This window comes from Microlunatus capsulatus, from assembly GCF_017876495.1.
GTDB lineage: Bacteria > Actinomycetota > Actinomycetes > Propionibacteriales > Propionibacteriaceae > Microlunatus > Microlunatus capsulatus.
This window is the reverse complement of sequence record NZ_JAGIOB010000001.1, coordinates 814240-828211: the sequence shown is the minus strand read 5'-3', so window position 1 is coordinate 828211 and position 13972 is coordinate 814240. Positions and strand designations below refer to the sequence as shown.

The following is a 13972-nucleotide window of genomic DNA, read 5'->3' as shown; positions in this document are numbered from 1 at the left end:
GAGTCCTGGTGGTGGAGACATCGACTGGGATTGGGAGTGGCTGTGGTTCCGGATCTTCCCCACGTCCGCAAGGACGTTCCGGGCGGCAGCGGTGCGCCTCAGGGTGGTCGCCCCGCACGGCTGAGGACCGTCTTCGGACGTCTCCGCAGGAGCACGCCCACCGGCTCGGCGGTGGCCCGGCTGGCCCGTCGGCTGCGGACCCACCTGGCGGTGACGGCGCTCGCGGTCTCGGTCAGCTCCGCGCTGACGGTGGCGCTCCTCGTCCCCTCCGCCGCGGCCGACAGCCTGACCGACCGCCGCGACGCGGTGACCCAGGCGCTGTCCCGCAGCAAGAGCGACCTCAGCGAGTCCAGCCGCGCGCTGGCCGCCGCAGGGGCGGCGCTCTCGGCGGCGCAGGGCCAGCTGGACACCGCGCGGGCCGAGCTGGCCCGCACCCAGGACGAGCTCGCCGCGGCCCACGACCGGGACGTCGCCATGGCGGCGAAGCTGACCAAGGCCAAGGCCGAGCTGGCCAAGGCCAAGGCGGCCGTCGTCGCCGGCCAGAAGGCCCTCGACGCGAAGAAGCGCCTGGCCGGCGCCATCGTCCGCGACCAGTACCAGCAGCAGACGAACCTCATGCCCATCGCGCTGCTGCTCGAGAACACCTCGACGTCGGACCTGCAGACCCGTCTGCAGTGGTCGACCACCATGTTCGACACGACCGGCAACGCCATCGAGGAGCTCAAGGCGCTGCAGGTGGAGCTGGAGGCCGAGAAGGCCCGGCAGGCCGAGCTGGAGGCCCAGATCGCCGCCGACCGCCGCGAGGCGGCGGCCAACCTCGAGGCGAAGAAGCGGCTGCAGGCCCAGGCGGCGGCGCAGGAGGCGAACGTCGCCTCCCTCGTCCAGCAGCAGGCGGCCGTCCGGGCCTCGGCGGCCGACGACGTGGCCGCGGACCGGGCGCAGTACGCCCAGCTCACCCAGGAGCGCGCGACCGTCGAGAAGCGGATCGCCACCCGGATCGCGAAGGCCAAGGCCGAGGCCGCCGCCCAGAAGGCGGCCGAGCAGCGGGCCCGGCAGGCCGCGGCCCGCAAGGCCGCCGACCGCGCCGCGGCCGAGGCCCGGCGGGCGAAGGAGGAGTCCCGCAAGGCCCAGCAGGACAAGGCCTCCTCGAGGGGCTCGTCCTCGAAGGGCTCGTCCTCGGGCGGCTCGTCCTCCGGCGGCTCCAGCGCGGGTGGCAGCTCCTCGGGCGGCTCCAGCTCGGGCGGCAGCTCGTCCGGCGGCAGCTCGTCCTCGGGCGGCTCCAGTGCCTCGCACGGCTTCAGCTACCCGGTGTCGGCGCCCATCACGTCGCCCTACGGCAACCGCTTCCACCCCGTGCTGCACGTCTGGAAGCTGCACGATGGCACCGACTTCGGCGCCGGGTGCGGCACCGCCATCCGGGCGCCCTACTCCGGCCGGGTCGCCGAGCGCTACTACAACGGCGGCTACGGCAACCGGCTGATGATCGACCACGGCATGGTCGACGGCCGCTACGTGACCACCGGCTACAACCACGCCATCCGCTACACCGTCTCGGTGGGCCAGCACGTGAGCAAGGGCCAGGTGATCGGCTACGTCGGCACCACCGGCTACTCGACCGGCTGCCACCTGCACCTGATGGTCTGGCTCGACGGCGGGCTGACGAACCCGATGACCTGGTTCTGACCCTGCACGTCGACGAGAGGGTGAGAGTGTGACGCGACCAGGGGAGATGTCGCTGGGCGTGGCCGTGGTCGGCGCCGGCAGCATCGCGACGGCTCACCTGGACGCCTACCGGCGGCAGCCGGGGGCGCGGGTGGTCGCGGTGTGCGACCGGCACCCGGAGCGGGCGTCCGCGCTGGCGGCCCGCTACGGGGTGGAGCAGGTGCACACCGACGTGGCGGCCCTGCTGGCCGACGACCGGGTGCAGGCGGTCAGCCTCTGCACGGCCAACGCCTCGCACGCCGAGCTCGCGGTGGCCGTCCTCGAGGCCGGCCGGCACGTGCTGGTCGAGAAGCCGCTCGCGACGACGCTGGCCGACGCGCTGGCCGTGGAGCGCGCCGCCGCGGCGAGCGGACGGGTCGCCCAGGTCGGGTTCGTCCGGCGGTTCTCGGGCAACGTCGTCGCCCTCAAGCGCTTCGTCGACGCGGGCGAGCTGGGGGAGGTCTACTACGGCCGGGCCACCAACCTCCGGCGCGCGGGCCACCCGGGCGGCTGGTACGGCGACCGGGAGCGCTCCGGCGGCGGGCCGCTGATCGACATCGGCAGCCACGTCCTGGACCTGGCCTGGTACCTGATGGGCCGGCCCCGGCCGGTGACCGTCAGCGGCAACACCTACGCCCGGCTGGGCGAGCGACCCGGCCTCGGACCGCGCCGGTACCGGGCCACCGACACCGGCCGGCACAGCTCGGTCGAGGACCTGGCGAACGCCGTCATCCGGTTTGCCGGTGGTGCCTCGCTGCTGCTGGAGGCGAGCTACTCGCTGCACGCCCCCGAGGACCGGCTGAGCGTCTCGGTGCACGGCGACCGCGGGGGCGCCGAGGTGGAGCCCGAGCTGCGGATCGCCACCGAGCGGCACGGCACCATGCTCAACGTCACGCCGCAGATCGACCACCTCAGCTTCGACCTCGACGAGGGCTTCGGCGGCGAGATCGGCCACTTCGTCCGCTCGTGCCTCGGCCTGGAGGTCCCGCTGGCCCCGGTCGCGGACGGCGTCGCGGTCACCCGGATGGTGGAGGCGGTCTACGCCTCGGCGGCCGCGGGCCTCGAGGTCGTGCTCGACGCCGGCTGAGGCGCGGGGACGGGGAAAGCCGGGCGCGATCCTGGCGGGCCGCGGGTAGAGTGCCGGTGCCGCGGGAGCAGGGCGGCGAAGGCCTCGACCACGGGCTGGACCGCCGGTGAGGAGAGGATGGGGACATGCCGAAGGAGAAGGGCCTCAAGCCCGTCGCGCAGAACCGCAAGGCGCGCCACGACTACAACATCCTGGACACCTACGAGGCCGGGGTCGTCCTCGGCGGCACCGAGGTGAAGTCGCTGCGCGAGGGCCGGGCGAGCCTGGCCGACGCGTTCGCCACCGTCGACGACGGCGAGGTGTGGCTGCGGAACGCGCACATCCCCGAGTACAGCCACGGCACCTGGACCAACCACACCGCGCGGCGGACCCGCAAGCTGCTGCTCAACCGGCGTGAGATCACCCGGCTGGAGCGCGACCTCGCCGACGCCGGTACGACGCTCATCCCGCTGTCCATCTACTTCTCCGACGGCTACGCCAAGGTCGAGATCGCGCTGGCCACCGGCAAGCGCGAGTACGACAAGCGCCAGACCCTGGCCGAGCGGGAGGGCAAGCGCGAGGCCGAGCGCGCCCTGGCCGCCCGCAACCGGGGGGAGCGGGGTTGAGCGCCGGGGCCGCACGTCCTCGCGTCCCCGTCCTCCCCGGCCCCCTGCGCCGGCTGCTGCCGGTGCTGGCCGCCCTGGCGCTGGCCCTGGTCGGCGCCGTCGCCGTCGCGCCGTCGGCCCAGGCCGCCACCGAGGACCAGATCGACTCCTTCCGCATCGCCTACGCGCTCCAGCCGAGCGGGGTCCTGCAGGTGGAGGAGACGATCGTCTGGCGCTTCGGCAGCGACTCCGGCCGGCACGGCATCCAGCGCGACCTCGTCGAGCGCGAGCGCTACGACGACACCCAGGACGCCGTCTACGACGTGTCGGACATCCGGGTCAGCAGCCCCGACCCGGTCTCCACCCAGTTCACCTCCCGCACGACCCAGGCCAACGGCGGGCGCACCGAGCTGCTCAACGTCCGGATCGGCGACCCCGACGGGACGATCAGCCGGGCCACGGCGACCTACGTGCTCCGCTACCAGGTGACCGGGGCGGTGCGCAGCTTCTCCGGCTACGACGAGCTGTTCTGGGACGCGCCCGGCTTCGGCAACCCGCGGATCGCGGACCTCGCGATCACCGCGTCCGTCCCGGGCGGCGCCCAGGACGTCAGCTGCTTCGTCGGGCCGCCCGGCCCGCAGAGCACGACGCCGTGCCCGACGGCGGAGCGGACCGCCGACGGCGCCCGGTTCGCCGCGACCGACGTCGCGCAGGGCAGCGGGCTCTCCTTCGGCGTGAAGATCGCGCCCGGGCTGGTGGCCGACAACAAGCCGCACCTGGAGCCCGACGGCTCGAAGCTCACCGGGGGCCAGCGCGCCGCGGCCGTCGGGGCCGGCGTCGCCGGTGTGGGCCTGCTGGTCGGCTCGCCGCTGGTGGGCGTGCTGTGGTGGCGGCGGAACGGCCGCGACCAGCGCTACGAGGGCCTCGCGCCCGGAACCACGCCCTACGCGGGGCAGACGGCCCGGGTGGTGCCGAACGACCCCGACATCCCCATCCCGGTGGCCTTCGCGCCGCCGAAGATCCCCGTCGCCGAGGCCGGCCTGCTCATCGACGGGCAGGTGGACGCCCGGGAGACCGCCGCCACCATCGTCGACCTCGCCGTCCGCGGTGCCCTGCAGGTGCACAGCACCAGCGACGACGACTTCCGCGTGACCCTGCTCGACCCCGACCGCGCGACCGCCCCGCACGAGATGGTGCTGCTGACGAACGTCTTCGGCGGCCGGCCGCCGGGAGCCACCGAGGACCTGTCCACGCGGGGCAGCATGCTCAGCGCCCACCGGGCCATGACGACGTCGGTCATCAACCAGGTGACCGCGCGCGGGTGGTTCCGCAAGGTGCCCTCGGGGACGGCGACCGGCGGCATCAGCTTCGGCGTCGTCGCCCTCGTGGTGTTCCTCGCCTTCCACGCCGGGGCGTGGGCGCTCTGGGTCCTGCTGCCGCTGCTCCCGGTGGTGGTCACCTACCTCGTGGTCCGCAGCAAGCTGCGGCGCGGCCAGCGGACGGCGGACGGGCGGGCGGTCTGCGACCAGGTCGAGGGCTTCCGCACCTACCTGGCCACGGCCGAGGCGGAGCAGCTGCGCTTCGAGGAGGGGGAGGACATCTTCTCCCGCTACCTGCCCTGGGCGATCGTCTTCGAGCTCGCCGACCGCTGGGCCGAGCTCTGCGGCCAGCTGGTGGCCATGGGCCGGATCCCCGAGACGACGCCGTCCTGGTACACCGGCAGCTACTCGGGTGCGTACTTCAACACCGCGTTCCTCACCTCGAACCTCACGGCCGCGGCGACCCCGGCGCCGTCGACGTCCGGCAGCAGCGGGACCGGCTTCGGCGGGGGCAGCTCGTTCGGCGGCGGGGGCTTCTCCGGCGGCGGCGGGGGTGGCGGGGGCAGCAGCAGCTGGTGAGGTGCTGCCGCCCCGGCCGGTGGTGCGCTCCTAGCGGACGTCGACCAGGTCGACGACGAAGATCAGCGTCTCGCCGGGCTTGATGACGCCGCCGGCGCCGCGGTCGCCGTACCCCAGGTGCGGCGGGATCACGAGCTGGCGGCGGCCGCCGACTCTCATGCCCTGGACACCCTGGTCCCAGCCGGCGATGACGCGGCCGGCCCCCAGCGGGAAGTCGAGCGGGGCGCCGCGGTTGTAGGAGGCGTCGAACTCCTCCCCGGTGCTGTGGGCGACGCCGACGTAGTGCACGAGCACCTGGTCGCCGGCCCCGGCCTCGGCGCCGCTGCCCACGGTGATGTCGGTGACGACCAGGTCCTCGGGGACGGGGCCGTCGGGGAAGTCGATCTCAGGCTTCTCAGCAGTCATGACGTCCAACCTAGAGGCCGCGGTGGTCGCGCCCGCCGCGCACCCCGAGGCGGCCCGCCGACGGCGCCGCACCCCGGGGCGTTCGGGGTCGGGCCGGGGGAGTGCCGGATGGCCCGTCCTGGGCGGGCGGGGCACCCTTGAGTCATGACCGCCATGTACGAGCACCCCAGCCTGAAGATGAACGTGACGCCGGAGCAGCGCGACCGCGCCGAGTCCTGGTTGAAGGACGCCTACGCCGACGGCCGCGTCTCCGAGCTGGAGTTCGACACCCGGATGGGGCAGATCCTCTCCGCGGACACTCGCAAGGAGCTCAACGAGGCGTTCTACGGGCTCGTGCACGTGCCCACCCCGTCGCAGGCCCTCGGCGTGCACCCGGCCTACCAGCCGATGGTGCGGCCCGAGACCCGGGACAAGGCCGGCCGCGGTGTCGCGGCGGCCGCCCACTTCTCGGCGCTGCCCGTCGGCATCCTCGGGCCTGGTCTGGTCTACGCGGTCTCGACGCCCGGCAGCCTCGCCCGGCGGGAGGCGGCCAAGTCGTTCAACTTCACGCTGACGATGTTCCTGGCCTTCGTCGCCGCTGGCACGCTGAGCGCCATCACCGACGCCGGCATCTTCGGCCTCCTCGCGATGCTGGTGGCCGTGGCCTGGGTGGTGCTGACCATCGTCGGCGGCGCGAAGGCCGCCCAGGGCGAGGTCTGGAAGAACCCGGTGAAGCAGGTGCTCAAGCTCCAGGTCCTCTCGGAGAAGTAGCTCCCCGTCTCCCGCCCCGGCGCCTGGCAGGCGCCGGGGCGGTGTCGTGCCCGGGGACCGGCCCGACGTGGGAACAACCGGGGTGCTCCTGCGTTGTACCTGACGTAGACTGGGCGAGCAGCCCAGGCTGCTCCGCAGGCAGGTCGAGCACGTGGACCGGTCGGCGGGACAACTTCACAGGGGGTGATCGGTTTCGACTTGGGTCGGTAGTCCCAGGAGAAGCGGGCCGAGAATCCAGGGTCAACTCGTTAATGTTCCCTGGAAACCAATAAGTGCCAATTCTAAGCGCACTCAGTTCGCTCTCGCTGCCTGAGCAGTGATCGAACGGTCAGACCGGGCGTGCCTCCGTCCCGGATCCTGGCCTCATCAAGGAGGCTCACCTGCTAAGAGTCGTCTGAGGACTTAGCGGGGACATCAACTGAGACTGGGCTTGTCTGCAACGTGCTGGTGCGAGTGCAGGAGCCGAGAGAACGCCTAGCCAGCTGCGCCCGGAGAAGTCCTGGTTCGTCGTCCGAGGACGCGGGTTCGATTCCCGCCACCTCCACCCCTTTGAAGACATCAGCCTCCCCGGCCTGGCCGGGGAGGCTTTTGTGCGTCTTCTCGCGGGGTCGGCCGGCGTCTCAGGCCGAGGGCGGCGGCGTCGTCTGGGCGACGCGGAGGTGGTTGCCGAAGGGGTCGCGGAAGCCGAAGTCGATGCCGTAGGGCTGCACCGTCGGCGCCTCAGGGAGCTCCACGCCGCGCGCGGCGAGCTCGGCGTGGGTCCGGTGGGCGTCGTCGGTGGTGAGGAAGAGGTGGCCGCCCGCCGCGCCCTTGGCGACGAGCTCGCGCACCTGGGCGGCGGTCTCCTCGCTGTGGCCGGGAGGTCCGGGCTTCTCGAGCAGCACCGCGTGGCCCGGGTCGGTCGGCAGGGCGACGGTCAGGAAGCGCATCGGACCGAACTGCACGTCGGCCTGCACCGCGAAGCCGAGCTGGTCGACGTAGAAGGCGAGCGCGGCGTCCTGGTCGGGGACGAAGATCTGGGAGATGGAGATGGAGGTCAGCATGCGGGGAACGCTAGGGGGCGGTGGGCTCTCCGGGCTTCTCCGATCCTGCGGTCTCCACGCCCGGTCGTAGCCAGGCCATGGCGAAGCAGCCGGGCACCGGGGCGAGCGGGCCGCGGCGCCGGTAGACGCTGGGCGCCTCGCCGACGACGGCGGAGAAGACCCGGCTGAACGTCCCGAGGCTGGAGAAGCCGACCCTCATGCAGACGTCGGTCACCGTCGCGTCGCTGGTGCGGAGCAGGAACATCGCCCGCTCGATGCGCCGGCGCTGCAGGTACCGGTTCGGCGTCTCCCCGAAGGTCGCCCGGAAGGTCCGGATGAAGTGCGCCGGCGAGACGTGGGCCAGCCGGGCGAGAGCGGGGACGTCGAGCGGCTCCGCGTAGCGGCGGTCCACGGCGTCGCGGGCACGCAGCATCCGCCGGTGGGAGTCCTCGGTCGATCGGCTCACCGGACCATCGTCGCCGGTGGGACGGCTCGTCGCGGGTCGTCCCGGTTCCCGGAGCGCCGTCCGCGAGCCCCGGCCGCGCGGTCGTGGTCGCGCGGTGGCAGGGTCGGTCTCCTCATCCGACGAGCACAGGAGCTGAGTCCCCGACATGCGTGGTGTCTTCCTGCCCGGCAACTCGACCACCGAGATCCGCGAGCTGCCCGACCCCGAGCCCGGCCCGGGCCAGGTCCTGCTCGCGATGAAGGCCTCCACCATCTGCGGGTCCGACATCCGCGCCATCTACCGCGAGCACCTGCAGGGCGACCCGGCCGAGATGTACCAGGGCGTCGTCGCCGGTCACGAGCCCGCGGGCCAGGTCGTCGCGGTCGGCCCCGGCACCACCCGGCTGCAGGTGGGCGACCGGGTCTGCGTCTACCACATCAGCGGCTGCGGCCAGTGCGACGACTGCGTCCGCGGCTACCAGATCAGCTGCTCCTCACCGCTCCGGGCCGCCTACGGCTGGCAGCGCGACGGCGGGCACGGGGACCTGATCCTGGCGCAGGAGCGCGACTGCATCGTGCTGCCCGACTTCGTCACCTACCTCGACGGCGCCTGCGTCGCGTGCGGCTTCGGCACCGCCTACGAGGGCCTGCTGCGCGCCGGCGTCAGCGGCCGGGACGCGCTGGCCGTCGTCGGGCTCGGGCCCGTCGGGCTGGCGGCGGGACTGCTCGGCGGCAAGCTCGGCGCGACGCCGCGGGTCGGCTTCGACCCCAGCCCCGAGCGGCGGGCGCTGGCCGTCCAGCTCGGCGCCGTCGACGCCGCCTACGCCCCCGACCAGCTGGACGAGGCGCGGGCGACCCTGGGCGGCGGGGCCCACGTCGCCGTCGACTGCTCCGGCAGCGAGCCCGGCCGGGGGACCGCCATCGCGGTGGTCCGCGCCCGGGGCCGCGTCGTCCTGGTCGGGGAGGGCAACGGGCTGCGCGTGCCCGAGGTCAGCCCGACGCTGATCCACCCCTCGATCACCCTCATCGGCTCCTGGGTCACCAGCCTCGAGCACATGCGCGAGCTGGTCGAGCGGCTGCCGCACTGGGGCCTGCACCCCGAGGTCGTCGTGTCCGACGTCTTCCCGATCGCCGAGGCCGGGGCCGCCTACCAGGTGGCCGACGCCGCCCGCTCCGGGAAGGTGGCGCTCGTCCCCTGACCACGGCAGGGTGGGCGTCATGAGCGCCGTCCCGCAGGTCTACGTCAGCTTTCCCGGCACCGCCCGGGCCGCCCTCGAGCTCTACGCCGACATCTTCGGCGGCACCCTGAGCCTGCACACCTACGCCGACTTCGGGCGCTCCGACGGCCCGCCCGACGCCATCGCGCACGGGGTGCTGGACGGGCCCGTCAGCCTCGGCGGCTCCGACGCCCCGGCGGGCGAGCCGGCCGTCCGCGTCGAGGGGCTGCTGCTCTCCCTGCTCGGCGCCGCCGAGCCGGCGGTCCTGCACGCCTGGTTCGACCGCCTCGCCGCCGACGGCGGGGAGGTGCTCGACCCGCTGGCGGCCAAGCCCTGGGGTGCCTCCGACGGCCAGGTGCAGGACCGGCACGGCCTGCGCTGGCTCGTCGGCTACGAGCCGCAGGCCTGAGCCCGCCCGGGACGAAGGTCCCGGTCGCCTCGGGCAGCCGTTACGCAACCGTGGCGCGCTCGAGGCGGGGGAGAGGGCGTGCAACCCCTAGGTTGGGCCGTCGCAGACGCCCCTCCCGGGCGTCGTGGTCGAGGGGTAGTGCGATGGGTGTGGTCGTAGGTCGCCGGGTGGCGGCAGCCGGGGTGGCGCTGGCGCTGGCGTGGGGCCTGGTCCCCAGCGGCGTCACGACGCCGGAGCCGGCGCAGGCGGCGGTGACGAAGACGTCCTCGGTGACGGCCGAGGCGCGCAGGATGGCCGCCGTGCCGACGCCGAAGCTGTCCTGGTCGAGGTGCGTGACCGGTGCCGAGTGCGCGACCGTCAAGGTGCCGCTGGACTACGACAAGCCGAAGGGCGCGAAGGTCGAGCTGGCCCTGCTGCGCGTGAAGGCGCGGGACCGCAAGAACCGCATCGGCACCCTCTTCGTCAACCCCGGCGGGCCGGGCGGGTCATCGGTCGACCTCGCGCTCGCCTCGCCGGACGTGCTCTCGGCGAAGGTGCGGGACCGGTTCGACGTCGTCGGCGTCGACCCGCGCGGCATCGGCTACGGCACGCCCGTGTCCTGCTTCTCCTCGACCCGGGCGCAGAACGCGGCCACCGCCGGCTACACCACGGGCTTCCCCCTCGGGGCCAAGCAGGAGAAGGCCTGGGTCGCGGCGGACAAGAAGCTGGGCAAGGCCTGCAGCGGCGACACCATGGCGCGGTCCATGTCCACGGCGCAGGTGGCCCGCGACATGGAGCTGATGCGGCGTGCGGTCGGGGACAAGAAGCTCAGCTACCTCGGCTTCTCCTACGGCACCTACCTGGGCCAGGTCTACGCCAACATGTTCCCGAGCAAGGTGCGGGCGGTCGCCGTCGACGGCGTCATCGACCCCGTCGCCTGGGCCGGCAGCAAGGCCAACGCCGCCCAGCCGCTCGAGTGGCGGCTCAACTCCTCGGGCGGGGCCTGGAAGGCGCTGCGCGAGGTCCTCGTCCGCTGCGACAAGGCCGGGACGAGCCGCTGCAGCTTCGCGGCCGGCGACCCCGTCGCGAAGACGGCCACGATCGCCGCCCGGCTCAAGGCGCGCCCGCTCGTCGTCGAGGACCAGGACGGCGACGAGGTCACCGTGACCTACGCCTACCTCGTCAGCGCGCTGCTCGGCGAGCTCTACGACCCGGCCGGCTACGAGTCCGTGACCGACCTGCTGAGCTACGTCGACGCGCTGACCACCCCGGTCCGCTCGACCACCGCGAGGTCCCGCACCAGCGGAGCCGAGCGAGCCCGGACCTCGGCCGCCCTGGTCGGCGCCCTGCGCGACGCCGAGGCCGACCGGCCGCGCTGGGGGTACGACAACAGCCTCGACGCGTTCACCGCCGTCACCTGCACCGACTCCCGCGAGACCACGAAGGGGAGCCAGTACGCGGGCTGGGCCACCAAGGCCGACCGGCGCGCGCCCTACTTCGGCCGGGCCTGGCTGTGGGGCTCCTCGACCTGCGCCGCTGACGCCTTCACCGGCAACGACGAGGACGCCTACACCGGTCCGTTCACCGCGCGCACCGCGGCCCCGCTGCTGTTCGTCGGCAACGACTACGACCCGGCCACCAACTACGCCGGGGCGGTCAGCGCGGCCAAGCGGATGCCCGGCGCCCGGCTGCTGCGCAGCCGCTCCTTCGGCCACACCGCCTACGGCACCTCGCGCTGCGCCACCGGCGCCGTCGACGCCTACCTGCTCAAGGGGACGCTGCCGAAGGCGGGCACCGTCTGCGTCGGCGACGTGCAGCCGTTCGCGTCCAGCGCGGCGGCCCTGCGCACCAACAGCGCCCGGCAGGTGGCGCTGCAGGAGCAGTCGAGCGCGCTGCTGAGCCGGCGCTGACGTCGGCGACCGCGCGGTGCGGGGCGACCGTACCGCCCGGTCAGCCGCGCTCGAGGGCGGCGGCCGACGCCCCCGCGGGCACCGTGCGGCGGACGAGCCAGGCCCACTTGCCCAGCTGGCGGACCCGCTCGAACCCGTGGTCCTCGAACAGCTCGACGGAGGCCACGAAGAGGAACCGGCCGGCGGCCACCCGGCCGTCGGTCACCTCGGGGATGGCCTCGACCGTCCCGCCGCCCTCGGCGGCGATGAGGTCCAGCGCCCCGCCGAGCGCCGCCCGGGCGATCCCCTCGCGACGGTGCCGGGTGTCGGTGTAGAAGCACGCGACCCGCCAGTCGGGCCGGCGCGGCTCGTCCTTCTCGTAGGCCCGGCGGTGCTGGTGCAGGATCGGCAGCTCCTCGGTGCGGCCGAACTTCGCCCAGCCCTGGGCGACGCCGGCGTCGTCGAGCACGAGGGCGGCGTGCGCGCGTCCCGTGCGCACCAGGTCCTCCTTCGCCGCCCGCTTGTCCAGGCCGCGAATCCCCTGGTAGGAGGTGCCGTCCTCGGTCGCGTGGTGGCCCATGCACCAGCAGCCGCCGAAGACGCCGCCGTTGCGCTCGACCAGCTCGGCGAAGGGCTCCCACGTCGACGCGTCGAGGGGTCGGACGGTGTAGGACGTGCGCTCGTCGGCCATGGGCCCGACCGTAGCGACCAACCCGGACGATCGACGTCCGGGACGCCGACGGCCACTCCGACGCCGCCGGCCGCGGCGTGGTTCGCGCGTATCGCGCACCCGGCGAGCCACCTCCTCCGGGGTGACGCCGACCGGCGTCAGGACCTGAGGAGCGAGCATGGCCGAGCAACCCGTCCCCTTCGAGGCGCTGGAGCAGGTGGTCGGGGTCCGGGAGGCCCTGGCCCCCGTCCCGGACGCCGTCATCACCACCACCCTGTTCCTGGCGGGCCGCGAGCCCGCCTCGGAGCGCACCGGCGTGGCCGAGATAAGCCCGACGTTCGTGGCCGCCGACGACACCCGGGTGTTCCGGGTGGACCTGGACACGCCCCGGACGGCGATCGGCGTGCACGCGTTCGGGCAGGGCGTGGAGGGTCGCGAGCTCCCGGCGCGACGCCGGCTGCTGCAGGAGGACGACCACGGCGAGGCGCTGAGCGGGTTCCTGCCCGACCACCTCGCCCGCCGGCTGCGGCCCGAGGACCTCCCGCGGCCGCTCCGCACGCGGGTCAAGGTCGACGCGCTGGCCCCGGTCGACGACACCAAGTGGGCCACCACGGTGTTCGCGCCCGACGAGCGGGCCTCCTTCGCCGACACGGCCTTCCCGTGGTGCACCACCGGCCGGGTGGAGACCTCCGCCGGCGGCTGGGCCTCCGGCGCCATGGTGGGGCCGCGGCACCTGCTGACCTGCAGCCACGCCATCGGCTGGATCGCCCGGCCCGACCCCTTCGTCGCCGGTTGGATCCGCTTCATGCCGTCCTCCTTCGACGGCAGCACCCCGTTCGGCACGGCCTGGGGCACCCACATCTACTGGGAGGAGCAGGTCGAGGGGCCGACCATCGAGGGCACCGAGGAGCGCAACGACTACGTGGTCGTCGTGCTGGACCGCCCCCTCGGCGAGCTCACCGGCTGGATGGGCTCGCGCACCTACGACGACGCCTGGGACGGCGGCACCTACTGGAGCCACGTCGGCTACCCGCAGGACGTCAGCGGCGGCAGCCGGCCGACCTTCCAGGGCGGCTTCGCCCTCGACGGCGACGACGACCAGGCCGCCACGCACCAGGTGCTGCGCCACCGGGCCGACGTCATCCCCGGCCAGTCCGGCGGGCCGGTGTTCGGGTGGTGGGCCGACGAGCCCTGGCCGCGCGTCGTCGCCGACCAGAGCTGGCAGAACGTCGACAGCAACGGGGCCTCGGGGGGCTCGCGGATGGTCGACCTGGTCATCCGCGCGCGGACCGACCACCCCTGAGAGGACGAGCACCGCCCGGAAAAGGGGTCGCCGACCGGCCGGTGGGCTCGTAGGGTCCGGCCGTGGGTCGGAGGAACTACCTCGTCGAGGGGCTCTCGGGCACGGGCAAGACGACGGTGGCCGAGGAGCTGGAGCGCCGCGGCTTCGCCGTCGTCCACGGCGACCGCACGCTGGCCTACGTCGGTGACCCGGAGACCGGGGAGCCGCTGGCGGTGGGCGGGCACGAGAACCACCTGTGGGACGTAGCGGCGGTCCGGGCCCTGGCCGCCGACCGGACCGTGCCCGCCACCTTCTTCTGCGGCGGCTCGCGGAACGCCGCTCGCTTCCTCGACCTCTTCGACGTCGTCTTCGTCCTGCACGTCGACCTGGGCACCCTGCACCGCCGCCTCGACGCGCGACCGGACGAGGAGTGGGGAGGCGGGCAGCCGACGGAGCGGGCGCGGATCGAGCGCTGGCACCAGACCGGGGAGGACGTCCCGCCGGGCGTCGCCGTCGACTCGACCGCACCGGTCGAGCAGGTCGTGGACACGGTCCTGCGGCACTGCGGTCTCCCGCTCCGGACGCCCGCGGCCGGGTCCGCTCCTGGCGACGAGCCGGGCTGAGCCGGCCGCGGC

At 74.0% G+C, this 13972-nt stretch carries 14 protein-coding genes and 1 other RNA gene; 11 read left to right on the top strand and 4 right to left on the bottom strand.

Translation table 11 applies throughout. From position 1 onward, the window contains the following. Positions 1–171: 171 nt before the first annotated feature. The 4 genes from JOF54_RS03800 (at position 172) to JOF54_RS03785 (ending at position 5270) form a co-directional block, all read left to right on the top strand. Positions 172–1683, top strand: a complete 1512-nt coding sequence (locus JOF54_RS03800; protein WP_210053126.1) for a M23 family metallopeptidase — start codon at positions 172–174, stop codon at positions 1681–1683. 28 nt (positions 1684–1711) lie between these two features. Further along, positions 1712–2788, top strand: a complete 1077-nt coding sequence (locus JOF54_RS03795) for a Gfo/Idh/MocA family protein (protein WP_307803817.1) — start codon at positions 1712–1714, stop codon at positions 2786–2788. Positions 2789–2913: 125 nt separating this feature from the next. Next, entirely contained in the window at positions 2914–3393 is a 480-nt protein-coding gene (gene smpB / locus JOF54_RS03790; RefSeq protein ID WP_210053124.1) for an SsrA-binding protein SmpB, read from the top strand. Next, positions 3390–5270 (top strand): DUF2207 domain-containing protein, encoded by a 1881-nt coding sequence (locus JOF54_RS03785; protein WP_210053123.1) that lies wholly within the window; start codon positions 3390–3392, stop codon positions 5268–5270. Before smpB ends, JOF54_RS03785 begins: the two co-directional genes overlap by 4 nt. 30 nt (positions 5271–5300) lie before the next feature. Here the strand turns inward: JOF54_RS03785 and JOF54_RS03780 are convergent, their stop codons facing one another. Beyond that, positions 5301–5675, bottom strand: a complete 375-nt coding sequence (locus JOF54_RS03780; RefSeq protein ID WP_210053121.1) for an FKBP-type peptidyl-prolyl cis-trans isomerase — start codon at positions 5673–5675, stop codon at positions 5301–5303. Between the two features lie 144 nt (positions 5676–5819). On the opposite strand from JOF54_RS03780, the gene JOF54_RS03775 reads away from it, so the two are divergent. Continuing rightward, the gene (locus JOF54_RS03775; protein WP_210053119.1) at positions 5820–6425 is read left to right on the top strand and encodes a DUF1707 and DUF4870 domain-containing protein; all 606 of its coding nucleotides are present in this window, start codon (positions 5820–5822) and stop codon (positions 6423–6425) included. 179 nt (positions 6426–6604) lie between these two features. Next, positions 6605–6972: a transfer-messenger RNA gene (ssrA, locus tag JOF54_RS03770) on the top strand. Positions 6973–7045: 73 nt separating this feature from the next. On the opposite strand, the gene JOF54_RS03765 is transcribed toward ssrA, so the two are convergent. Together JOF54_RS03765 and JOF54_RS03760 are read right to left on the bottom strand one after the other, a co-directional pair. After that, positions 7046–7468 (bottom strand): VOC family protein, encoded by a 423-nt coding sequence (locus tag JOF54_RS03765; protein WP_210053117.1) that lies wholly within the window; start codon positions 7466–7468, stop codon positions 7046–7048. Between the two features lie 10 nt (positions 7469–7478). Continuing rightward, positions 7479–7913: a helix-turn-helix domain-containing protein gene (locus JOF54_RS03760; RefSeq protein ID WP_307803816.1), complete on the bottom strand. Its 435-nt coding sequence runs from the start codon at positions 7911–7913 to the stop codon at positions 7479–7481. 145 nt (positions 7914–8058) lie between these two features. Between JOF54_RS03760 and JOF54_RS03755 the strand changes: the two genes are divergently transcribed. The 3 genes from JOF54_RS03755 (at position 8059) to JOF54_RS03745 (ending at position 11406) form a co-directional block, all read left to right on the top strand. Next, positions 8059–9090 carry a zinc-dependent alcohol dehydrogenase family protein gene (locus JOF54_RS03755; protein ID WP_210053115.1) on the top strand — a complete coding sequence of 344 codons (1032 nt, stop codon included), beginning with the start codon at positions 8059–8061 and terminating at the stop codon, positions 9088–9090. A 19-nt stretch (positions 9091–9109) separates the two neighbouring features. Further along, a complete protein-coding gene (locus JOF54_RS03750; protein ID WP_210053113.1) occupies positions 9110–9517 on the top strand; it encodes a VOC family protein in 408 nt (135 codons plus the stop codon). A 143-nt stretch (positions 9518–9660) separates the two neighbouring features. Then, a complete protein-coding gene (locus JOF54_RS03745; RefSeq protein ID WP_210053111.1) occupies positions 9661–11406 on the top strand; it encodes an alpha/beta fold hydrolase in 1746 nt (581 codons plus the stop codon). 40 nt (positions 11407–11446) lie between these two features. On the opposite strand, the gene JOF54_RS03740 is transcribed toward JOF54_RS03745, so the two are convergent. After that, positions 11447–12076 carry a GNAT family N-acetyltransferase gene (locus JOF54_RS03740; protein ID WP_210053109.1) on the bottom strand — a complete coding sequence of 210 codons (630 nt, stop codon included), beginning with the start codon at positions 12074–12076 and terminating at the stop codon, positions 11447–11449. Positions 12077–12233: 157 nt separating this feature from the next. Between JOF54_RS03740 and JOF54_RS03735 the strand changes: the two genes are divergently transcribed. Together JOF54_RS03735 and JOF54_RS03730 are read left to right on the top strand one after the other, a co-directional pair. Next, positions 12234–13358, top strand: coding sequence for a trypsin-like serine peptidase (locus JOF54_RS03735; protein WP_210053107.1), 1125 nt, complete (start codon positions 12234–12236; stop codon positions 13356–13358). Between the two features lie 62 nt (positions 13359–13420). Then, positions 13421–13960 carry a P-loop nucleotide/nucleoside kinase family protein gene (locus JOF54_RS03730; RefSeq protein WP_210053105.1) on the top strand — a complete coding sequence of 180 codons (540 nt, stop codon included), beginning with the start codon at positions 13421–13423 and terminating at the stop codon, positions 13958–13960. Positions 13961–13972: the final 12 nt, after the last annotated feature.

Coding starts and splice junctions, on each gene's coding strand:
- JOF54_RS03780 (WP_210053121.1), bottom strand. CDS start 5,675: ATGACTGCTGAGAAGCCTGAGATCGACTTCCCCGACGGCCCCGTCCCC.
- smpB (WP_210053124.1), top strand. CDS start 2,914: ATGCCGAAGGAGAAGGGCCTCAAGCCCGTCGCGCAGAACCGCAAGGCG.
- JOF54_RS03755 (WP_210053115.1), top strand. CDS start 8,059: ATGCGTGGTGTCTTCCTGCCCGGCAACTCGACCACCGAGATCCGCGAG.
- JOF54_RS03745 (WP_210053111.1), top strand. CDS start 9,661: ATGGGTGTGGTCGTAGGTCGCCGGGTGGCGGCAGCCGGGGTGGCGCTG.
- JOF54_RS03765 (WP_210053117.1), bottom strand. CDS start 7,468: ATGCTGACCTCCATCTCCATCTCCCAGATCTTCGTCCCCGACCAGGAC.
- JOF54_RS03750 (WP_210053113.1), top strand. CDS start 9,110: ATGAGCGCCGTCCCGCAGGTCTACGTCAGCTTTCCCGGCACCGCCCGG.
- JOF54_RS03735 (WP_210053107.1), top strand. CDS start 12,234: ATGGCCGAGCAACCCGTCCCCTTCGAGGCGCTGGAGCAGGTGGTCGGG.
- JOF54_RS03740 (WP_210053109.1), bottom strand. CDS start 12,076: ATGGCCGACGAGCGCACGTCCTACACCGTCCGACCCCTCGACGCGTCG.
- JOF54_RS03775 (WP_210053119.1), top strand. CDS start 5,820: ATGACCGCCATGTACGAGCACCCCAGCCTGAAGATGAACGTGACGCCG.